This is a genomic window from Clostridioides sp. GD02404, from assembly GCF_045898275.1.
Lineage (GTDB): Bacteria > Bacillota > Clostridia > Peptostreptococcales > Peptostreptococcaceae > Clostridioides > Clostridioides difficile_A.
Genome location: NZ_JBJOCA010000002.1, coordinates 162,999 through 185,150, shown reverse-complemented (window position 1 = coordinate 185,150; position 22,152 = coordinate 162,999). Strand labels below are relative to the sequence as shown.

19 protein-coding genes and 1 pseudogene are annotated in these 22,152 nt (G+C 28.6%); 2 read left to right on the top strand and 18 right to left on the bottom strand.

From position 1 onward, the window contains the following. Positions 1 to 122: 122 nt before the first annotated feature. The 13 genes and pseudogenes from sigF to Q3287_RS02280 form a co-directional block, all read right to left on the bottom strand. The gene (gene sigF / locus Q3287_RS02340; RefSeq protein WP_054269414.1) at positions 123 to 887 is read right to left on the bottom strand and encodes an RNA polymerase sporulation sigma factor SigF; all 765 of its coding nucleotides are present in this window, start codon (positions 885 to 887) and stop codon (positions 123 to 125) included. 22 nt (positions 888 to 909) lie between these two features. Continuing rightward, the gene (gene spoIIAB, locus Q3287_RS02335) at positions 910 to 1,338 is read right to left on the bottom strand and encodes an anti-sigma F factor (RefSeq protein WP_407963462.1); all 429 of its coding nucleotides are present in this window, start codon (positions 1,336 to 1,338) and stop codon (positions 910 to 912) included. A 13-nt stretch (positions 1,339 to 1,351) separates the two neighbouring features. Continuing rightward, positions 1,352 to 1,687, bottom strand: coding sequence for an anti-sigma F factor antagonist (gene spoIIAA / locus Q3287_RS02330; protein WP_054269412.1), 336 nt, complete (start codon positions 1,685 to 1,687; stop codon positions 1,352 to 1,354). Positions 1,688 to 1,773: 86 nt separating this feature from the next. Further along, positions 1,774 to 3,861, bottom strand: coding sequence for a molybdopterin-dependent oxidoreductase (locus Q3287_RS02325; RefSeq protein ID WP_407963461.1), 2,088 nt, complete (start codon positions 3,859 to 3,861; stop codon positions 1,774 to 1,776). A 266-nt stretch (positions 3,862 to 4,127) separates the two neighbouring features. Then, positions 4,128 to 4,901 (bottom strand): sorbitol-6-phosphate dehydrogenase, encoded by a 774-nt coding sequence (gene srlD, locus Q3287_RS02320; protein ID WP_407963460.1) that lies wholly within the window; start codon positions 4,899 to 4,901, stop codon positions 4,128 to 4,130. Positions 4,902 to 5,001: 100 nt separating this feature from the next. Beyond that, entirely contained in the window at positions 5,002 to 5,367 is a 366-nt protein-coding gene (locus Q3287_RS02315) for a PTS glucitol/sorbitol transporter subunit IIA (protein WP_054269410.1), read from the bottom strand. A gap of 40 nt (positions 5,368 to 5,407) precedes the next feature. After that, complete coding sequence (locus Q3287_RS02310; RefSeq protein WP_407813854.1) at positions 5,408 to 5,827, bottom strand: PTS sorbitol transporter subunit IIB; 420 nt, start codon at positions 5,825 to 5,827, stop codon at positions 5,408 to 5,410. Positions 5,828 to 5,866: 39 nt separating this feature from the next. Further along, positions 5,867 to 6,367 (bottom strand): annotated as a pseudogene (locus Q3287_RS02305) (PTS sorbitol transporter subunit IIB); the annotation flags it as partial. Positions 6,368 to 6,625: 258 nt separating this feature from the next. Next, positions 6,626 to 7,186, bottom strand: coding sequence for a PTS glucitol/sorbitol transporter subunit IIC (locus Q3287_RS02300; protein WP_054269409.1), 561 nt, complete (start codon positions 7,184 to 7,186; stop codon positions 6,626 to 6,628). 28 nt (positions 7,187 to 7,214) lie between these two features. Beyond that, entirely contained in the window at positions 7,215 to 7,649 is a 435-nt protein-coding gene (locus tag Q3287_RS02295; RefSeq protein WP_054269408.1) for a transcriptional regulator GutM, read from the bottom strand. A 4-nt stretch (positions 7,650 to 7,653) separates the two neighbouring features. Further along, positions 7,654 to 9,639 carry a BglG family transcription antiterminator gene (locus Q3287_RS02290; protein ID WP_074179191.1) on the bottom strand — a complete coding sequence of 662 codons (1,986 nt, stop codon included), beginning with the start codon at positions 9,637 to 9,639 and terminating at the stop codon, positions 7,654 to 7,656. A gap of 401 nt (positions 9,640 to 10,040) precedes the next feature. Beyond that, the gene (locus Q3287_RS02285; protein ID WP_219674123.1) at positions 10,041 to 11,663 is read right to left on the bottom strand and encodes a DEAD/DEAH box helicase; all 1,623 of its coding nucleotides are present in this window, start codon (positions 11,661 to 11,663) and stop codon (positions 10,041 to 10,043) included. A gap of 90 nt (positions 11,664 to 11,753) precedes the next feature. Further along, positions 11,754 to 12,746 carry a calcium/sodium antiporter gene (locus Q3287_RS02280; protein WP_054269405.1) on the bottom strand — a complete coding sequence of 331 codons (993 nt, stop codon included), beginning with the start codon at positions 12,744 to 12,746 and terminating at the stop codon, positions 11,754 to 11,756. Between the two features lie 359 nt (positions 12,747 to 13,105). On the opposite strand from Q3287_RS02280, the gene pflB reads away from it, so the two are divergent. Next, positions 13,106 to 15,337: a formate C-acetyltransferase gene (pflB, locus tag Q3287_RS02275; RefSeq protein WP_407963459.1), complete on the top strand. Its 2,232-nt coding sequence runs from the start codon at positions 13,106 to 13,108 to the stop codon at positions 15,335 to 15,337. Positions 15,338 to 15,496: 159 nt separating this feature from the next. Continuing rightward, positions 15,497 to 16,231, top strand: a complete 735-nt coding sequence (pflA, locus tag Q3287_RS02270) for a pyruvate formate-lyase-activating protein (protein WP_407963458.1) — start codon at positions 15,497 to 15,499, stop codon at positions 16,229 to 16,231. A 112-nt stretch (positions 16,232 to 16,343) separates the two neighbouring features. On the opposite strand, the gene Q3287_RS02265 is transcribed toward pflA, so the two are convergent. The 5 genes from Q3287_RS02265 to thiI form a co-directional block, all read right to left on the bottom strand. After that, positions 16,344 to 18,014, bottom strand: coding sequence for an EAL domain-containing protein (locus tag Q3287_RS02265; protein ID WP_407963457.1), 1,671 nt, complete (start codon positions 18,012 to 18,014; stop codon positions 16,344 to 16,346). 827 nt (positions 18,015 to 18,841) lie between these two features. After that, a complete protein-coding gene (locus Q3287_RS02260; protein ID WP_054276069.1) occupies positions 18,842 to 19,480 on the bottom strand; it encodes a nitroreductase in 639 nt (212 codons plus the stop codon). A gap of 241 nt (positions 19,481 to 19,721) precedes the next feature. Continuing rightward, a complete protein-coding gene (locus Q3287_RS02255; RefSeq protein ID WP_054276068.1) occupies positions 19,722 to 20,504 on the bottom strand; it encodes a prepilin-type N-terminal cleavage/methylation domain-containing protein in 783 nt (260 codons plus the stop codon). 46 nt (positions 20,505 to 20,550) lie between these two features. Beyond that, a complete protein-coding gene (gene crcB / locus Q3287_RS02250) occupies positions 20,551 to 20,925 on the bottom strand; it encodes a fluoride efflux transporter CrcB (protein ID WP_054276067.1) in 375 nt (124 codons plus the stop codon). 39 nt (positions 20,926 to 20,964) lie between these two features. Then, complete coding sequence (gene thiI, locus Q3287_RS02245; RefSeq protein WP_074179186.1) at positions 20,965 to 22,140, bottom strand: tRNA uracil 4-sulfurtransferase ThiI; 1,176 nt, start codon at positions 22,138 to 22,140, stop codon at positions 20,965 to 20,967. Between the last annotated feature and the right edge of the window lie 12 nt (positions 22,141 to 22,152).

Below are 22,152 nucleotides of genomic sequence, written 5' to 3'. Positions count from 1 at the left end.
TATTTTTTATTCTAATTGAGAAATTTTTAATCATAGTTTAAAAATCTAATATCAAAAGCTATTACAGTTTATTTAAGTAATATTTTTATTATCTTTTGTTATTTTATATATCATAAGTATTCTCACGATATATATTCTTTTAATTTAGACAACACCTTTTTCTCTATCCTAGATACTTGAACCTGTGATATATTGAGCATTTCTCCTATTTCACTTTGAGTCATATCTTCAAAATATCTGAGAACTATTATTTGACGTTCTCTCTTATCTAATTTTCCAAGTATGTCTTTTAATAGTATATTATCTACTACTTTTTCTTCCTCACTTTCTCCTTTCATGCTTATTTTATCAATAAGGCATATTGGAGAACCTTCCTCTTCATGAATAACACCTTGTAAATACTCAACGTTGAAATTAGCTTCCATAGCCATTACTAAATCTTCTTTTTCTACATCAATTGCTTTAGCCAATTCTTCTATACTTGGTTCTCTACCTAACTTTTTGGTTAATGACTCACTTTCCATCTTGGCCTTTACAGCTATTTGCTTTAATGACCTTGATACTTTTATCATACCATCATCTCTTAAGTACCTCTTTATTTCACCTAAAATCATAGGTACTGCATAAGTAGAGAATTTTACATTAAATTTTGGGTCAAATTTATATATTGATTTTATTAAGCCTATAGAACCTAACTGAAATAAATCCTCTCTATCATATCCTATATTTAAAAATCTAGATACAACGCTCCTAACTAGACCTAAATTGCTTGATATTAATATTTCTTTTGCCTCTTCATCTCCATTTTGAACTTTGTCAATAAGTTCTAGAGTCTCCTCATGACTAAGAAGAGGTTTTTTTTCTTCTCTGGCAACAGTTACTTCCATAATAAAACCTCACTTTTGGACTTTATTTAGGCACATTTATTTTTTTAGACATTTCAATTCTAGTACCATTATCTTTTACAGAACTTACCTCTACATCGTCCATAAAGCTTTTCATTACTGTGAATCCCATTCCTGATCTATCAAGTTCTGGTTTTGATGTATAAAGTGGTTCCATTGCCTTCTCCACATTTTCTATTCCATACCCTTCATCTTCAACTGTAATTTTTATAGTATTTCCCTCTATCTCACATCTTAGAAAAACAAATTTAGAACTATCTTCTTCATATCCATGTATTATAGCATTTGTAACAGCCTCAGAGACAGCAGTTTTTATATCCACTAATTCATCTACTGTTGGGTCTAATTTAGCTGCAAAGGATGCCACTATAACTCTTGCTAAACTTTCATTTTCAGATATTGCCGAAAATTTAACTTCCATAATATTATTCATCACATACTCCTCCCTACAAAGAACTTAGAGCTTCTTCATACGTATCATAAATGCCAATAATTTTATTTAACCCAGATAAATCAAAAATCTTCTTAACTCGTGAACTTATATTAATTACTGAAACTCGTCCCCCTTCATTAGAAATCTTTTTATATCTACCTATGATGACACCTATACCTGAAGAATCCATAAAATTAATATTTTCAAAATTAAATACAACATTTCTAACTTGATTTACACTTAATAAGTTATCTATTTCTTCCCTTATTTCATTGGCTACATGGTGGTCTAGTTCTGAGCACATAAATTCTATGTATAGATTCTTATGTTCTAAGGAATAATTTACCATCAAAATCCCTCCTTCAATAGTTTTGTAAAAATAGTAACTTTTAATCAATTCTATAATTGTATTTTTATTCCTTCAATGAAATTTAACTAGTTTTGTCGTATTATTTCTACCATGCTTTCATTGTATGTTACCTGACCGCCAAAGTCTGATATGCCAGAGTCTGTCAAACTGTTTGGATTCCCATGTTTCTTCCACCAACCAACATACATTTTTACTATATAATCACCCACTCCATCGTCTATATTTATTTGTACATCTATTTTTGCTTTTTTTGAGTTTAAAGTCACAATGTCTTTATCCTTAATACCTAATTGTTTAGCCATGCATTTATTTATATATGCTTGTGATATAGAAGTCTTATCCATAAAGTGTTGACTAAACAAAGTATCTGCATGATGATTAGTCAATAATCTAAAATAAGTATTTTCATTTTTCTCTTTTGTATTTTTAGATTTATGATTCTTATACACAGGTATTGGGCTTATTCCTAAGCTTTTTATTCGTTCTGAATAAAGCTCATACTTTCCAGATGGAGTCTCAAATTTCTTATCTTCCCAAGCAACAGGATTATGTATAGTGAAGTAGCTATTTTTAAGTTTTTCTATATTTAGATTTTTATCAAATTTTCTAAGTGGTTCAATTACTTTTTCTAGATATTCGCTTTTTCTAACAAATGGATAATCTTTAATCCCCATCTTTTTAGCTAACTCCATAAAGAAATAGTATTCATCCATCAATTTATGTTTTGGTTTTACTGCTATTTCATTATAAGTTATATATGGATTAGTCATTGAACTATAGATTATATCTTCACTTTCTAGTGTATTTGTACAAGGTATAAACAAGTCGCATAACGTGGCTGTATCAGTCATAAACATATCAAAACACACTTTAAATTCAATCTTTGAAAATACTTTCTCTAGCTTTACTAAATCTGGCAATTGATTCATCAGATTACTTTTGGTTATAACAACCATCTTTATTGGAACATTAGTTTTTATTGATTTATTTGATAAGTTATTTAATTCACTTGATACAAGATTTGCTTTACTATCTTTATCATCAGACTCATTTAATGCATCTTTTAAAGATTTCTCTATAAATTCACTAATATTACTTACATAAAACTCCCTATCTTCTCCATATGACTGGCTATTATAGGGGTCAGAGTTTAGAATATTTGGATAAACCTTATTGGCATAGTTTATACCTCCACCACTAAAACCGATTTGACCTGTTATAGCTCCTAAAGCATCTATAGCTCTTATTGTATTTCCTCCATTTTTATATTTCTGAAGTCCATACCCAAGATTTATAGTTGAATATTTGTTGGTATATAAATCAACTAGTTCTCTTATATCCTTCTCTTTAACTCCACATTCATTAATTAAAAAACTTAATTCCAATGAATGCAAATATTTTTTGTACTCCTCAAAACCAATAACATATGAATTTATATATTCTTCATCATATAATTTATCTTCTACTATAACTTTTGCCATAGCTATAGCTAAAGCTCCATCTGTTCCAGGATTTACTTTTATGTACTTATCTGCTATTTTAGCTGTTTTTGTATACATGGGGTCAATTACTACTATCTGTATTCCTTTATCTTTAGCCTTTTTAATTATTTGCATAGTATGAATTGTAGTATATGCTGGATTTTTTCCCCATACAAATATGCTTTTACTATTTAACATGTCTTCTATGGCATTACTTTTAGCTTCTCCAAAATCATACTTTTGAGCATGCATTCCTGCACTCCAACATGGACCACCCTTGTGCCTACTAACTCCTCCATAAAAGTTAAAAAATATATCTCCTATGTATTTTAATACAGACCCACTTCCATATTGGTCATAGTGCATAACAGACTTTGATGTGTACTTTTCTTTATAGTCTATAAGCTTTTCTGCCATTATCTCTATAGCTTCATCAAAAGAGATTTTCTTCCATACTCCATCAACTTTAAGCATTGGAGTCTCTATCCTCTCTTTATGATTTAGTCTATCTAAATGAGCCAATCCTTTTTTACATATAAATCCTTTTGTGTAAGGATGGTTTTTATCTCCTTCAATTTTTATTATGTTATTTCCTTTAATATAAACATTAAATTTGCAACAATCATGGCAATCTAGTGTACAGCCATGACTTAATTTTTTTATTGTATCCATAAAGTATCCTTCTTTCCTTATTAAGAGCTATCATATTTCCTGTAATTTATTAAATTTTATATATTCAAAACTACTTTATATAAAACATAAATATATTTTATCAAATTAAATTTAAAAATACTTCATAAATATAATATTATTGAAAAATTCACTTCTAAAAACTGACTGACTTCTAATTTTGCTTGAATACTATAGTTGTTAATAATAAAAATAACCTTTCAATTAATATATCTCTGATATACATAAATTGAAAGGTTATAAAAACTTTACATAACTTGTCCACCAGTAATATTTATAGATTGACCTGTACAATATTCAGCTTCCTTAGAAGCGTAAAATGTAAGCATATTTGCAACATCTATAAATCTACAACCTCTTTTTAGAGGTACTTTATCTATATAAACTTGCTTAACTTCTGATTCAGGTATCCCCAATTTTACTGCATATTGAGGAATTAAACTTTCAAACATGTCAGAATCAAGTAAATTTCCAAGCATCAACGCATTTACAGTTATCTTATGCTCTGCTAAATCTAATGCCAAACTTTGAGTAAGACCCACTCCAGCAAATTTACCTGCTGAATATCCTGAATTATGCTTGCTACCTACTCTACCTGATTTTGAATTTATCTGTATTATCCTACCTTCAATGCCTTTTGATATCATGACCTTAGATACTTCTCTTGCAAATAGAAAATACCCATTTAAATTTACATCTACAATAAATTTAAAATCTCTATATCCAAAATCAGTTATTTTTTTACTTACAGCCACTCCTGCATTGTATACTAATAAATCAATCCTATCAAAATCACTTTCAATCTTTTCAACAATACTTATAACCTGTTCTTCATCAGTGGCATTACATCCATATCCTATGGATTTACAATCAAACTCTTTTTCTATTTCTTCAGCTACTTTTTTTGCATTATCTTCATTTAAGTCCGCAATAGCAACATCATAACCTACTTTAGCTAGATGTTTAGATAAAAATTCACCTAGACTTCTTCCTCCTCCAACTACTAAAGCTACTTTTCTCATTTTCATTTCCCCTTTTATATCACATTAGAAGCTAACTTGATTAGTTAAATTGACTTTTATCTATAATTTACTTATAATATGATTAGATTAGTTTTAAATTTTATTTTCTAATTATTTTTAGTATAGTACCTACGCCAATAGGTGCTATTTCTTTTTTTTCAAGATATAAGGTCCCTCCAATTGCTCCATCTTTTTCACCTGTAAACTTAAATGTTATATGACCTAATTCTGAAAGATTTTGATTTACTAACTCACCAACAGAAGTAATTTTATAATCAACATTATTTATTGATAACACATCATTCGTAAGTATTTCTTTTACTAAATTATTTTCAGAATGTATATAACAGTAATTTTCTAATTCTTGAGGAGCATTATCCTTGAAAGTTACAAACATGTTATGTTCTAAAAATTCATTTGCATTGTCTCCTATTTTATTTATTTGGGTACTGTATATTAATTCCATATCAACTGAACCTTTCTCTAATTATTTATAAAGTATTCTTTTATTTATATAATCCAAAGCTTGCTAACCATGCTAGTAGAACAGTTGGTGCACCTGTTAAAAATCTAGAATATAAAACTGATGGAACTCCTACTTGAACTGTATCAGGTTCAGCTTCTGCAAGACCAAGCCCTACTGGTATAAAGTCACATGCTGCTTGTGAATTTATTGCAAATAGCGCTGGCAATGCTAAACTTGGTGGAATATTTCCTTTTCCTATTTCTGTCCCAACTAATACCCCTACTATCTGAGCTATAACAGCTCCTGGTCCAAGAAATGGAGACAACAATGGAAATGAACATATTATTGATAAAACAACCAGCCCTCCAACATTTCCTATTAATGGAGTAAGCAAGTTGGCTACCCAATTTCCTACACCTGATTGATTTATTATACCTATTAGGACTGCGACGAAAGCCATAAAAGGCAATATAGTGTGTATTAATGTATCTATAGTATCTCTACCAGCTTGAAAAAGAGTACTTGTCACATTACCTAGTGCTATACCTATTTTTGCGACAATTCCTTGACTCTGTTCACTTATCTTCTTTTTAGTATCATAAGCCATATTTTTTTCCTCCTACATCCACAATTATAATTGCTCTACATTGTTTGGTTTTACCCCTGAAACATATATATCTTCTTTTATAAACATTGCTAATGGTCCACTTTTACCTGTCTTCATTATATTTATAGTTGGTATTTTCTTTTGAGGATATATACCACATCTTAATGTACCACCACAATTTATTATTACACATGCTATTTCATCATCTTTAACACCTTGCGAAAATCCATCTATTAATTCACAACCTGTAAGTTCAGCTATTCTTACTGCAGTTTCTGGTTTTGCTCCTCCAGTTACATATACTACCTTATTTTTCTTTTCTGTTGGCTCTATTATCAATGGTCCTCCCCATCCTCCAGAACCTTTTACTATTTTAACTTTATTAAATGACATACAAATGCTCCTCCTATATACACTATTTTTTTATTTAAGTTATTCTCTTAATCCTAATTCTATCCATTTCTTTCTTAGTTATCTTATTTTAAGTCCTTTAATACTATTATTTATTTTCTTACATCTCATGTTCACTTTCTGCTATCTTATATGTAACCTTCTTATATTAATTTATTTAATTACTATTCAAAACAATCTACTTATTATATAGAACAATTTACTTTCACTTAGAATAAATTTAATTATATCTTAAAATAATTATCCAATATTTATATCTGAATTTAATGATATTCCTTGTTGCTTCTCTACAAATTTTGTCGTATAGTCAGTAACCACACCTTTAATAAAGTTTGCAATTATACCGACTAGTAAATATCTAACTGCTAAATCTGCTGTTGAAAATCCTAAAGTTGTTATACCATTTGCAATTCCTAGATATATAAATAGCTCTCCTGGATTAATGTGTGGAAATAATCCATTCATTGTATGGCATGAAAAACTTGCTGCTGCAAAATAGCTAGGTTTAAACTTTTCTGGCAAAAATCTTCCAAGTGACAATGTCATTGGATTTGCAAATACAAATGTACCAAGTACTGGTAATATTAAATATCTAGTAAATATATTTGCAGAACATTTTTTTGCAAGCCTCTCGACTCTATCTGTACCTATAAAATTGATAATTGCATTCATTGTAACCAATAAAGCTACTAAAAGTGGAACTATATCTGTTACAAACCCTACAAATTGTTGACCTCCTGCCCTAAATAAATTCATAAAACTGTCTGCACCACTTGCTAATACTTGAAAAAATTGCGTCATATTAACTCCTCCTTATAAATATATATTTTTAAACTACTTCTGCATTACATTCTTCATCAGTACTAGTACTATTTGTACTCTCACATCTATTTTTTTCAAATGTTATGTACTGTTTGACTGCATCTAGTATTGCTTTTTTTAGTAGTTTATTATACTCAGCTAAATCTGATTTTGTTATGTCCCCTAAGTCTTTTCCTACTAGCCCTTCAAATACTTTTACTCTTGCTAATACTGTAACACCTTGCATTTTCCTAGTTTCAACAATTGCACCATCCTCATCTATGAGTATTAGCACAATTGTACCTGATGATATTCTTCCTTTTTTTCTGCCTATTGCAACTCTACCTTTTCTTTTTAATTCAATATAATTTTTATTAAAATCTTTAAGTTGTAAGTATCCAAGAAAAATATTTAATAAATAAACTGCAATAAGTGATACTATAATAAAAATTACTGGGTCCATATTATTACCTCCTCTTGGTAATTATTTTATAAAATTCATCAAATGATTTTACTTTAGCAAGTGCTTCTACCATTTTTTTATCTCTTCCTATTTCAAGTACCTCTTCATAGCTTTTTATTATCAAATCTGTACTTTCTACATTCTTATCTGGAATTATCATTAATATTATTATTCTAATTTCTTTTGTATCCCAAATTACTGGATTTTCTAATATACCAAATGCCAAATAAAGATTTTCTCCTTTAGAGCTAACTGAATGGGGTAATGCTATGTAATTATCTAGTGCTGTAGAAGATTTCTGTTCCCTTTTTAATACATTTTCCTTAAACTCCAAATCAATAATTCCTTTATGTACTAGCTTTACTAACATTTCTTCTAAATTTTCCATGAATGTGTCATTATTCAGTATAAAAAACTTATCTTCCTCAACTAATTTACCTATAAAAGGAATATTCTTTTCAATATGCTTTATAGATTTAAGATTTATACTATTTTTCAATAGTATGGCATTTTCTATTTCTTTTTTTATACTTTCTTCATTAAATAAGGCATTTACTCTAAATATTGGAACATCTAAGTCAGTCTTAAAGTCTACTGTTGTAAACACTAGGTCATAGTACTTTAATAACTCCAAATTAGCCTTAGCTTCTATATCAGAAAAAGTATTTACTTCAACACTTTCTCCAAGAATTTTTCCTATTTTTATCCTGATGAGTTGTGCAGTCCCAAGACCAGTCCCACAAACAACTGCAACTCTGTTTACATTTAGAATCTTTCTTGAACTTTTTTCGAAATAACTTCCAAAATGTAATGCTATATATCCTATTTCGTGTTCACATATCTTTAAGTCAAACTTTTCTTCAATTATCATTGCAGCTATCTTTGCTACACTGTATGGAAATGTATATCTCTCCTTTATTTCTTGCAATAATGGATTTTTTACCCTTATGTTAAACCTCATTCTATTAAGTGCAAAATACAAATGATATTCTAGGTTTTCTATGAGCTTCTTATCTTCTTTAAAATCAATCCCAGATGTCTCCAATAGAAAACTAGTTACTTCATCTACAACTTCTTTTACACTATCATTTATCTTTATGCTACTAAGTGCTAACTTTGTACTAGGAGCTTTTCTGCCTATTAATGGCATTGTCAAAAATATGGTTTCTTTTTCATTTAAAACTATATTAAATATCTTTTCCAATAAAGATTTAAGTTTTAATCCTAAAATATATTCATCTGAACATCTTATGACTTCAAATCTCTTATCTATCTTTTCAAATTTATATCCATTTAAATTTCTTAAAACAGATATTATTATATATCTTTCAACATCCATTAAGACCTGCTCTGTTATATAGAGTTCTTCTTGATTAAATAACTTCTTTAATTCGTCTCTAAGACATTCAATATCACCCTTTTTAATAACTCTTATGTGATTAACGTTTTCCAGTATATCAATATAATTTTCATATAACCTATCAAGGACTAATAACCTTATATCCATTTCTTCGCCAACTAAAATCATACCTATATTTGGTTTTCTCTTTAACTCCAAGTCGTAATCTGCTAAAATCTTATCTGCCTTTTTTAAATCTTTTATTAATGTTGTTCTTCCTATACATATCTCTTCAGCCAAATCATCTATAGTAATTGGATTGCTAGTCATAGTTAAAATATCAAGAACATAATTTACCCTTTCATCAGGTGAATTTAAATTTATAAAATTTGATGCTTTTCCTCTATTGAAATTTACAATTTCAATTAATTTACTTTCATCTTCAATTCTTATACTATATGTACCTTTTTCATTCTTAACTATTTTAGCAATACCATCTTTTAATTCTCGATTAATCTGGTTTATATAATTTCTGATAGTCCTAGTACTGACACCTAGAACACTTGAAAACTGTTCTAGAGTGTTTGTGTCTTCTTTTAACACCATTTCTAAAATTAAAAAAACCCTAGGGTCCATATAAGTCATTGACATCTTTTTCTCCCCTTTGTTATCTTACATTTTTTATTATAATCCAAACTGTATAGATAATTAATATTCTCTTTTTCAAATAAGATTTGAAAAAGAGGAACTAATATACATTTTTTCATAACACACTGGAAAAATGTATATTAACATATTAAATCGTATTCTCAAATGAAAATCATATATTAATTTTTATTTTGTTATAGATTTTAATTTTTTTTACATCTACTAAGTCAAATTATAAATTATTTTTAAAATGCTCCTCATAATAATATTATATAAAACAATAAAAGCCTTATGTTGTTAACTATTACAGACTCTACACATCTGTTTTGAAAACACATTAGGCTTTTTAAATATTCAATATATTATTTTATATATTTTCTAATTATATTTTTACATGCTATAAATTATTTTTTCTTTTTATTCGCTTTTTCTATATTAATCTTATTACCTTTTATCTTAATATCTTTCATCTTTTCAATTACTGTCTTAGCATCTTTTTTAGGTATTTCAACAAAAGTATACTTATCATATATATCTATAGTTCCTACTACTTTACCTGGTATTCCAACTTCTCCAGCTATAGCACCAACTATATCCTTAGCTTGTACTCTTTGATTTCTACCAATATTGATAAATAATCTAATCATACCATCTTTAGCTCCAGTACTACCTTTTCTATCTCCTCGTTCTCCATGCTCTCTTCTAGGTTTTTCTTCTATTATTTCTTCTTTCATTTCTTCACCTAGAGATAGCTTCACAAGTGCAGCAGCTATGTCAACCATTGCATAGTCTTCATCATTACAGAAGCTTTCTAACCATTGTAATTGTTTAGTTAAGTGTCCTTCTTCAATAGTTTGCTTAACTTGTGCGAAGAAAGTACCTACTTTTTTCTCTTCAACATCAGTTATTGTTGGTATGTTATGTTTTATCAATTTAGATTTAGTATATCTTTCTATATCTTTCATCTTTCTCATTTCTTTTCCAAATACAAAAGTAAATGACATACCTTCTCTACCAGCACGACCAGTTCTACCAATTCTATGAACATAATACTCTTCATCTTGTGGTAAATCATAATTGAATACACATTCAACATCATCAACATCTATACCTCTAGCTGCAACATCAGTAGCAACAAGTATATCTATTGTACCATTTCTAAACTTATCCATTACTATATCCCTTTGAGTCTGCTTTAAATCACCATGTAAAGCATCTGCAAAGTATCCTCTTGCTTGTAAATCTCCTACTAATTCATCTGCTTTTCTTTTAGTGTTACAGAAAACAACAGATAACTTAGGGTCATATACATCAACTAATCTACATAATACTTCTAATTTATTTGATGACCTAGTTTCTATATAGTATTGCTTTGTATTTGAAACTGTAAGTTCTTTTCTAACAACTTTTATATGTTCTGGGTCTTTTTGATATCTCTTAGTTAATTCCAAAATTCCTTTTGGCATAGTAGCTGAAAAGAAAGTTGTTTGTCTTTCCTCAGGAATCTTGCTTAAAATCATTTCTATATCTTCTCTAAATCCCATATCTAGCATTTCGTCTGCTTCATCTAATATAATCATTTTTACATTATCCATTTTTAATGTTTTACGATTGATATGGTCTATTGTACGTCCTGGTGTACCTATTACAACTTGTACTCCACTCTTTAGAGATTTTATTTGTCTATCTATTGGTTGACCACCATATATAGGTAATGTCTTTATTCCGTGCGAATATTTAGCTAGCTTTCTTATTTCTGTTGATACTTGTATTGCAAGCTCTCTTGTTGGACAAAGTACTACAGCTTGTAAACTTCTATTATTTGGGTCTATTGTTTCTAGTATAGGTATACTAAAAGCTGCTGTTTTCCCCGTACCAGTTTGTGCTTGTCCTATAACGTCTTTACCTGACAAAATCGCAGGTATAGACTGTGCTTGTATAGGAGATGGCTCTTCAAACCCCATTTCAGCTATAGCTTTTTTTATTCCTTCACTTATTGGTAAATCTTCAAACTTTGTTATATTCATATATTATTCCTCTCCGTTATCAATTAATCTTAACCTATCCATTATATACTTTTTTAGGATATTCTGCAATTAATATTTTTAACAGTATAGTTAAATAATATACATGAAATACAAAATTGATATGTATAGAAAATATGTAAATAACATCAATATCCCTTGTATTCTGCTAAGTCTGTTTGATTTAAGCGTTGGTACTATGACTATTAATAATAATAATATCATAAATGGTATATCCAATTGCCTATTTTGGGATAATATTGGTATGTTATTTGGTATTGCTGATACGGCTATTACTGATACTATATTCAATATGTTTGCACCTAAAATATTTCCTACTGATATTTCATGATGATTTTTTCTTATAGCAGTAATCGACGAAACTATCTCTGGCAGAGAAGTTCCAAGTGCTATTATAGTTAAACTTACTATACCTTGAGGTATATTTAAAAAACTAGCTATTCTTACTCCACTCTCTATAAGAATCTGTGAACCAATTATCATCATTATCAAACCTGTAGCAAAAAGTGCTAGTATTTTTAAAATTTCTACTACAGAAAAACCTCTAAAATTCTTACTCTTTTTAGTAGGTATATCTTTAATAGTACTATTTTTAATATTTCTATTTTTAGTAGATTTTCCAACTACACTTCTATAATTATTAACCATATAAAAGATTAATATTATTATAAGCAATAACGAATCTCCTCTTGTTATAACTCCATCTAAACCCAATAAAATTAAAACTATAACAGATACTATTAATAGTAAAGACTTAGAAAAAAACATTTTTTTATCTACATTATATGGACTTATAAAAACAACTAATCCTAATGCTAACCCTGTATTACATATTATAGAACCAACTGCATTTCCTAAACTCATTGTAGTATGACCATCAATAGAAGCAAGTAAAGACACTGTAAATTCAGGTAATGTTGTCGCAAAACTAACGATAGTTGCTCCAAGTATGATTTCTGATATGTTTGTTTTTCTACCTATCTCTACAGTACAATTTATAAAGATATCTGCGCCTTTAGTAATTAATAGGAAACCTACTAAAAATAATATCACTGTGATAAACAATATATCACCTCCCCCTATTAAATAAATATTCAATTTATGAAGATGTATGCTTTTCTTTTTTTCATAATAAAATTTATTTATTTCAAGTTTAGGATTTAAAAAATATATTATTGTTAATTAATCATTTATCTGTTTCATTTTATTTATATATGGGTATAATTTCATCACATTAATAACATATAATTTGTTTTATACTTTAAAACGACAATTTTTTATTTTTTGTGTATACAGGATACTGATAATATGTTATTATTATATTAGAAAATATATTTTTTAAAAAATATATAAAACAAATTAAGTATATAAAAATTAATTTTAATAGTATTATTTATCATTTAAATCTAAGGAGGAAATACTTAATGAATGCATGGCAAGGATTTAAAACAGGAAGATGGACTAAAGAAGTAAATGTTAGAGAGTTTATACAATTAAACTATTCTCCATATGAAGGAAATGACTCTTTCTTAGCTGGTGCTACTGAAAACACTAAAAAGCTATGGGACAAAGCTATGGTCTTATTTAAAAAAGAAAGAGAAAATGGTGGTACTTTAGATGTTGATACAAAAACTGTTTCTGGAATAGCTGCATATGCTCCAGGATATTTAGATAAAGGATTAGAAACAATAGTTGGGTTACAAACGGATGCCCCTTTAAAAAGAGCTGTTATGCCATATGGTGGTATAAAAATGGTTGAAAACTCATGTGATGCTTTTGGATATGAATTAGACTCAGAAATAAAAGATATATTCACTAAATACAGAAAAACACACAACCAGGGAGTTTTTGATGTTTACACTCCAGAAATGAGAGCAGCTAGAAAATCTGGTATAATAACAGGTCTTCCAGATGCTTATGGTAGAGGTAGAATAATTGGTGACTATAGAAGAGTTGCTTTATATGGTGTTGATGCCTTAATAGAAGATAAAAATAAGCAAAAGGAATCATTAGAAGTTTCTTGCATGGATGAGGAAGTTATCAGACTAAGAGAAGAAATAGCTGAGCAAATATCAGCTTTAAATGAACTTAAAAAGATGGCTCAGTCTTATGGATTTGATATATCAAAACCAGCGACTAACTCAAAAGAAGCTGTACAATGGTTATACTTTGGTTATTTAGGTGCTGTTAAAGACCAAAATGGTGCTGCGATGTCTTTAGGTAGAACATCTACTTTCTTAGACATATACTTTGAAAGAGACTTAAAAGCAGGAATAGTAACAGAAGAAGAATTACAAGAATATATGGACCACTTTGTTATGAAATTAAGAATGGTTAAATTCCTAAGAACTCCTGATTACAATAACCTATTCTCTGGAGACCCAACTTGGGTAACTGAGTGTATAGGAGGTATGGGAATAGATGGTAGAACATTAGTTACTAAAAACTCATTTAGAATGTTAAATACTCTATATACATTAGGACCTTCTCCAGAACCAAACTTAACAGTTCTATGGTCAACTAAATTACCTCAAGGATTCAAAGATTTCTGTTCTAAAGTATCTATAGATACAAGTTCAGTACAGTATGAAAATGATGATTTAATGAGAGCATACTGGGGAGATGACTATGGTATAGCTTGTTGTGTATCTGCAATGAAAATTGGTAAGCAAATGCAGTTCTTTGGAGCTAGAGTTAACTTAGCAAAAACTTTATTATATGCTATAAATGGTGGTATAGATGAGAAATCTGGCGTTCAAGTTGGACCAAGATTTGAGCCTATAACTTCTGAGTACTTAGATTATGATGAAGTTATAAGTAAATTTGAACCATTCACTGATTGGTTAGCAACATTATATGTAAATACTTTAAATGTAATACATTACATGCATGATAAATATTCTTATGAAGCATTAGAAATGGCATTACATGATAGAGATATATTCAGAACTATGGCTTGTGGTATGGCTGGATTATCAGTTTGTGCAGACTCATTATCTGCTATAAAACATGCCAAAGTTAAAACTATTAGAAATGAACAAGGAATAGCTGTTGATTTTGAAATAGAAGGAGACTATCCAAAATACGGAAACAATGATGACAGAGTTGATAGTATAGCTGTAGAGTTAGTTGAAAGCTTTATGAATAAAATAAGAAAAAATAAAACTTATAGAAATTCTTATCCAACTCAATCTATACTTACAATAACTTCAAATGTTGTTTATGGTAAGAAAACTGGTAATACACCAGATGGTAGAAGAGCTGGTGCTCCATTTGCTCCTGGTGCTAACCCAATGCATGGTAGAGATACTAATGGTGCCTTAGCTTCATTATCTTCAGTTGCTAAATTACCATATGAGCATGCTCAAGATGGTATATCTAATACTTTCTCTATAGTACCAGCTGCTTTAGGAAAAGATATGAATGAAAGAATAAACAATCTTTCTGCAATGATGGATGGATACTTCTCTCAAAATGCTCATCACTTAAATGTAAATGTATTTGATAGAGCTACTTTAGAAGATGCTATGGAACATCCAGAAGAATATCCACAATTAACTATAAGAGTATCTGGATATGCTGTTAACTTCATAAAATTAACAAAAGAACAACAATTAGATGTTATAAACAGAACATTCCACGGTAAAATGGCTTAGTCTTTAAATTTTTATACTTTAGCTAAGATTACTACTGTGTAGAAAATAAAAATAAAAGGCCATCTTATATTTGAATTATTTCTGGTATAGGATGGCCTTTTTTAGACAAATATTATAACTATTAATAAAGTCATTAAAATATATTGTGAGGTGAACTCTATGATTAAGGGAAAGATACACTCTATAGAAACATTTGGCACTGTAGATGGGCCAGGAATAAGATATATATTATTTTTTCAGGGATGTCCACTTAGATGCAAGTACTGCCATAACAGAGATACATGGGATACTAAGTCAGGGAAAGAATATACAGTTGATGAGATAATAACTGATGCTCTTAAGTATACTTCTTTTATGAAGTTTTCTGGTGGTGGTATAACTGCTTCTGGTGGAGAATCTACTCTTCAGCCAGAATTTTTGAGTGAATTATTTAAAAAAGCAAAAGAAAATGATATACACACTTGTTTGGATACATCTGGATTTGTAGATATAAAAACCATAGACCCAATTCTAGATAATACTGATTTAGTTTTGCTTGATTTAAAACATATGGTTGAAGAGAAATCTATTGATTTGACTGGTGTTGGTATGGATAAAGCTCTAAAACTTGCTAGATACTTAGACTCAAGAAATATCCCTGTGTGGATAAGACATGTTTTAGTTCCTGGTATTACTGATGATACAGATAACCTAGAAAAACTAGGTCAATTTGTAGCTACATTAAAAAATGTAGAAAGATTTGAATTACTACCATACCATTCTATGGGAATACACAAATGGGAGAATCTAGGAATAGATTATGAACTAAAAGATGTCCCTGATGCTAGTAAAGAAGATATTAAAAAAGCTAGTGAAATAATATCTAAATTTGGGGTAAAAGTATATAATAGTTAAGATATATTTGCACAATGAAATAGGGTAAAGTATAAGCTTCTTAAAAACTTGTACTTTACCCTATTTTAATATACTACTACATTATCTTCTATACCTAGCATTTTTTATATATTTACTTTGACAATTGAAGTTTATAAAACTCAGATGCGCTCACAGGTCTTCCAAATAAAAATCCTTGAATAATATCTACACCTAGACTCTTTACTATATCATATTCTTCATAAGACTCTATACCTTCAACGCAAACTTTTAAGTTGATGATGTGAGCCAATTTAATGATATATTCAAGGAAAGTATGTTCATAGCTATTATATGTAATATTCTTAACAAAACTTCTTTCAATTTTTATTATATTAACAGACAGTTCTTTAAGGTAATTTAAAGATGAATATCCTGTACCAAAATCATCTATTGCAATATGTACTCCTATACCCTTTAAGCTAATAAACTTATCATTCAGTAAATTTATATCTGGTATCCAACAATTCTCTGTTAACTCCAAAATTAAAAATTCAGGTCTTAATTGATACTCTATTAAACATTCAACTATAAAATCTCTAAAAAAATCTTCTTTTAATTGAATGTACGATACATTTACAGATATCTTGAAGTCTGGATTTATTTTATGCCATTCTTTACACTGTTTTATAGATTCTTTTATAATCCACTTCCCCACTGGTATAATCAAATTGCTTTGCTCCAAGATTGGTATAAATTCAATAGGAGATACTTCTCCATAAGTACTTGAATGCCATCTTAGAAGTGCCTCTGCTCCTATTACTTCTCTTGTGGCTGCATCTATTTGTGGCTGAAAAAATAGTTCAAGGTCATTAAAGTTATTTTCAATACTTTCTCTTAGCTTATGTTGCATTGAAATTACCTTTAGTTTGTTTTCGTATAATTCTGGTGAAAAAAACTTAATTCTATTCTTTCCATTTATTTTTGCTATATCTAGTGCAATATCGGCATGTTTGAATAAGTCCAAATAAGTATCTCCATCCTGTGGATACATAGCAACCCCCGCAGTTACTGTGCAATAATACTTATTCGATTCAATCTCATGTTGGGTATTGGTATACATCTGTATCTTTTCATAGATTTTATTTATAGTCTCTTTAGTACACATAGGGTAAAAAAATGCAAATTCATCTCCGTCTAATCTATACAATCGAACATCTTTTGGTAAATATTCTAACACTTCGGTGGCAATTGCACGCAATACCTTGTCACCATAAGAGTGACCATATTTTTCATTTATATTTTTGAAATTGTCTATATCCATAATAAATATAGCTCCACTTTCATAGGTCTTTTCTTTTATGATATAATTCATCCAGTACTCGAACTGTTCTCTATTCCATGTTCCAGTGATAGAATCAAACTTATTTTTTTCACCAATATTCTTTATTCTTCCAATCAAAACTATAGTTTTTTTATCTTCTGATATGTAAGCCTTCCCTCTACAAGAAATCCATACTACTTCTCCATATTTATTAATTAATCGATATTCTAGATTATGTTCATCTTTTTTTCCATCTATCAACGCTTGTATATCATCTTTCCACACTTGAACATCATCTGGATAAATAATTTTACTCCAACAATTTACTACATCAGAATCTACATCTTTACTTAAGTTAAATTCATCAAAAACTGCTGAAGAAATTTTAAATTTATTCCTGTTTATGTCCCAAAAAAATATATAGTCTTCTGTACTTTGAGACAAAAGTTCAAAGAAAATTTCTATATGATTTAAATTTAAAGAGTTCGATTCTTCTCTCATCTTTTCCCCCTACAATATAATTAATATAGTAATATTATAACCCTACTTATAATAAAAATAATTTTAAAGTAGGGTTATAGTTTACAGTTGGTGTAATTTATCAATAAAATATTATTATCTAAATTATTCTATTTTACTATTTCTTTTATCTTCATTATTTCTAAGCCACTTACTCTTAATTATTATTTGTCCTTATTGATTTGATAGAAATATTTAAATGTATAATTATACAATATACTTAATCCATTAATATTTTTTAATTAAAAAGATATTTTTATTATAATTATCATTATTTTTAACTTCTAATAGTTTCCATTTGTTATAAAAAAGTTACTATTCAAAAAATTGGAACTTTTCTTCAATTTTATACATAATTTTTCAAAGAAAATGCACTTAATTAACAATCAAATTTATAAATATTTTACTGTTTTTAGGTTTAATTTTATTTTATTGATGTGTACTTGTTTATTAGAAATGAAAAATTTTTTAGATTGGTTTTTAAGCGTAATATTTTTAGATTTTTATAGGTATAAAAAAAAGCCCTTTTATAACTAAGGGTTACTTTCATTTTATTTTAACATTCTTTTTTCTTCATTTCAATGTTTTGCTATTTATTTCCAAAATATTATAAAGTGTTTATTTATACTTCTCGACTTTATAATTTTTATTTTATATACTTAGACTAACAAATCTACTTCACTTTTTTTTCATTTATAAATATAAAATAATAAAAAATAAGACTAAAAATAAATAAATTTTTATTTTCAGTCTTATGTTATCTTTTTTAATCATATAAATTTATATAATCATTTGATTAATCTGATATTCTAAGCTCTAGAAACTTTATAAACAACATCTCTAGCTTTTGGTAGATTTCCATCTGGGACACCTATAGCAATACCAAAAGGTACAGAATACCCTTCTGGTATATTCAACAATTCTCTATATTTTTTATTTGTATCAAACATCATCTTTATTGAATCTGATTCTTTTACATCATTCTCATCTAATACACTCACAAGACCTGCTATATCCCCTTGTTCAACAGGTGTAAATAATCCCCTAACCATTCCTATTATGCAACTTCCTAATCCTAATGCTTGTGCAGCTGTAGTTACATTTCCTGTAAGTATTCCTACATCATATGGAGCCCATGAATTTTCTTCATCATAAGAAATAAATAAAACAGTTGGTGCACCATAAAATAATTTAAAATTCTTATTTATCTCAACATTACTAACTTCATGGATTCTGGATAAGGTATCATCACTAATCTCTTTTAAAAGTTTCTGGTCTTGCACAACACTTATATGCCAAGGTTGTTTATTACATCCTGAAGGAGCTGCAAATGCACAGTGTAACAATGTATCTAGTTGCTCGCTTGTAATTTGCTCCGTTGTAAATTTTCGTATACTTCTACGACTTTGTATTAAGTTTATTGTTTGATTATCTTGTAAATTATTCATATATCTATTCCCCTTTTATGTATTACTTAGTATTTAACTAAATTTGATAAAGATTTAGTATTTAACTAATATTCTTTATATTCTTATTATAGTTATTTTTAGTTTATATGTGAAGACTTTAAAATAGTAAATATTCAATAATCATACTGCACCAATAAAATATTCAAAATAAAATCTGGTATTAATTAACTATAGAGAATATTATTCTATAGTCTAATCAATACCAGTAATATATACCATATTAATTTAAAGGACCCCAACCAGATTTAGTATGGATTTCTTCTTTTAAAACTTCCCATGTTTTATTTGCTACAGAAATACCACTTTTACCTTTATACCATTTAGCTTCATCGTAATCATAAATTAAAGAAGCATACCAATTACCTTTAGTTGAAGTGTTTGCAAATACAACTACATTAGCTTCATTTGTATTAGGCTTATTTGCATATGGTTGTATATACAATGGCTCTTTTCCTAAATCATACTTTTTCTTAAATTCCTCTGGAATTTTAGGCCAACCATTTTTATACTTATTATCCAACAAATAATTTCTAAAATCATCATTATTTTTTGAATTTCCTGGTATTATAGAAGGGTCTTGTGCAAATGATGCAATTAAATCTGTCATACTTTGATATACATCTCTAGCCATCTCAACACCATCTGGATGCTCTGTACAAGTAACATACACTTTTGCTATACTTTCTTCTCCAGTTATTCCATCATAACCATTATCAAATTCTGCTGAATATGTTCCACCTGATTTACACTTTGGCTCTGTTTCAAAGTATTTTCCATCTTTATTTTTTAATACATCTTTTATAAGTTCCTTCTTGTCTTTACTTGTTTCCTCAGCCATTGCAATAACAATTTGAGTCTTTATATTCTCCCTATTTGAAAGACATGTAACTGCTTTACTTTTTTCTATATTTCTAAATAGTGCTGGAACTGCGACTATAACTAAAATTCCTATTATAGATATAACTACCAATAATTCAATTAGTGTAAAACCCTTTTTATTCATAATAATCATTCCCATTAAATAAAATTATAGTACTTACTTTAAAATACTACATATTAACAAATTGTCTACATAGAGTTCTTCCAATAAAAACTCCTAAAATACTTAACGTTAAATTTAAGAATATATTTAACGCAAATAACATATAATTGCCACTATCAAAAAACTTTACATTCTCAAAACTAAATGTGGAAAATGTAGTAAGACCTCCCATTAGACCAGTTACTAAAAATAATTTCAAATTATCAGAAATATAATTTGTTCTTGTACTCATTTCCATGATAAAACCAATCAAAACTCCACCCATAACATTGACGATTAGAGTTCCAAATGGAAACTTAGCTTCTGCAAATCTTAAAGATATTAAATATCTTAATATAGCACCAGAAAATCCTCCAATACCAACACACAATATATGAATCACATATAACACCTCCCCCGAGAGGCTAAAATCACTTGTATATTAGAATTCTATATCTTCAACCTCTATTCTATCAATTGCATCTTGTACTAATCCATCAATATCAAGTGCTGTTTCAGATTTTTCTATCTTTTCTAACCTAGGTTTAGTAACAGGCTTTCTAGGAGAAAATACGCTACAACAATCTTCTTCAGGAATTATAGATGTTTCAAAAGTTCCTATTTTTTTGGCTATATCAACTATATCTGATTTATCCATTGCTATAAGTGGTCTAAATACTGGTAAATCTACAACAGCATTAGTACAAGTAAGACCTTGTATTGTTTGAGATGCAACCTGGCCGATACTTTCACCTGTAATTAAAGCATCACAATGTCTTTTTTCAGAAAGTTTCTGTGCTATTCTCATCATGAATCTTCTTGAAAGAATAGTAGCTTCTTCTTCATTACAATTCTCGCCAATTGCTTTTTGTATTTCTAATATGTTAACTTTATGAAGTCTTACTCTTCCACAATACTTTGCCAATATCTTAGCTAAGTCTTTAACTTTTTCTTGTGACCTTTCGCTTGTAAACGGATAACTATGGAAGTGTACTGCCTCTACTTCCATACCTCTTTTTGCAACCATCCATGTTGCTACTGGACTATCTATACCTCCTGATAAAAGAGACATAGCTCTACCATTTGTTCCAAGTGGTAATCCACCATATCCAGGTATAGTATCACTATAGACCATAGTATGGAATTCTCTGTATTCACATTTTATTTTAATTTCTGGATTTCTTACATCAACATCAATCTTATCTCCTACCTTTGATAATAAGTATCCACCTATATCCATACTCATTTCTTGAGAAGTCAATCTAAAAGATTTATCTCCTCTTCTTGACTCTACTTTGAACGTTTTATAACCAGCTTCTATTTTTTCCTCTAACATTTTTAAAGCTATTTCTTTTAATGTATCATAATCTTTTTTAGCTCTTACTCCAGGGCATACACCCACTATTCCAAATACTTTTCTAACTTCTTCAATTACTTCTTCATAATCATAATCTTCTAAATCAACATATATTCTTCCATATTCTTTATATACATTAAATTTACCAATTGGTTTTAACATATTTCTTATATTTCTTATAAGTCTATTTTCAAATATATATCTATTTTTCCCTTTTACTCCAATTTCTCCATACTTTACTATTAATATATTATACACCATTTCACCTCTTAA

What these genes read in the sequence shown, in the direction of transcription:
- sigF (WP_054269414.1), bottom strand. Translation starts at nt 887, where the DNA reads ATGGAAGTAACTGTTGCCAGAGAAGAAAAAAAACCTCTTCTTAGTCAT.
- spoIIAB (WP_407963462.1), bottom strand. Translation starts at nt 1,338, where the DNA reads ATGAATAATATTATGGAAGTTAAATTTTCGGCAATATCTGAAAATGAA.
- spoIIAA (WP_054269412.1), bottom strand. Translation starts at nt 1,687, where the DNA reads ATGGTAAATTATTCCTTAGAACATAAGAATCTATACATAGAATTTATG.
- Q3287_RS02325 (WP_407963461.1), bottom strand. Translation starts at nt 3,861, where the DNA reads ATGGATACAATAAAAAAATTAAGTCATGGCTGTACACTAGATTGCCAT.
- srlD (WP_407963460.1), bottom strand. Translation starts at nt 4,901, where the DNA reads ATGAGAAAAGTAGCTTTAGTAGTTGGAGGAGGAAGAAGTCTAGGTGAA.
- Q3287_RS02315 (WP_054269410.1), bottom strand. Translation starts at nt 5,367, where the DNA reads ATGGAATTAATATACAGTACCCAAATAAATAAAATAGGAGACAATGCA.
- Q3287_RS02310 (WP_407813854.1), bottom strand. Translation starts at nt 5,827, where the DNA reads ATGGCTTTCGTCGCAGTCCTAATAGGTATAATAAATCAATCAGGTGTA.
- Q3287_RS02300 (WP_054269409.1), bottom strand. Translation starts at nt 7,186, where the DNA reads ATGACGCAATTTTTTCAAGTATTAGCAAGTGGTGCAGACAGTTTTATG.
- Q3287_RS02295 (WP_054269408.1), bottom strand. Translation starts at nt 7,649, where the DNA reads ATGGACCCAGTAATTTTTATTATAGTATCACTTATTGCAGTTTATTTA.
- Q3287_RS02290 (WP_074179191.1), bottom strand. Translation starts at nt 9,639, where the DNA reads ATGTCAATGACTTATATGGACCCTAGGGTTTTTTTAATTTTAGAAATG.
- Q3287_RS02285 (WP_219674123.1), bottom strand. Translation starts at nt 11,663, where the DNA reads ATGAATATAACAAAGTTTGAAGATTTACCAATAAGTGAAGGAATAAAA.
- pflB (WP_407963459.1), top strand. Translation starts at nt 13,106, where the DNA reads ATGAATGCATGGCAAGGATTTAAAACAGGAAGATGGACTAAAGAAGTA.
- pflA (WP_407963458.1), top strand. Translation starts at nt 15,497, where the DNA reads ATGATTAAGGGAAAGATACACTCTATAGAAACATTTGGCACTGTAGAT.
- Q3287_RS02265 (WP_407963457.1), bottom strand. Translation starts at nt 18,014, where the DNA reads ATGAGAGAAGAATCGAACTCTTTAAATTTAAATCATATAGAAATTTTC.
- Q3287_RS02260 (WP_054276069.1), bottom strand. Translation starts at nt 19,480, where the DNA reads ATGAATAATTTACAAGATAATCAAACAATAAACTTAATACAAAGTCGT.
- Q3287_RS02255 (WP_054276068.1), bottom strand. Translation starts at nt 20,504, where the DNA reads ATGAATAAAAAGGGTTTTACACTAATTGAATTATTGGTAGTTATATCT.
- thiI (WP_074179186.1), bottom strand. Translation starts at nt 22,140, where the DNA reads ATGGTGTATAATATATTAATAGTAAAGTATGGAGAAATTGGAGTAAAA.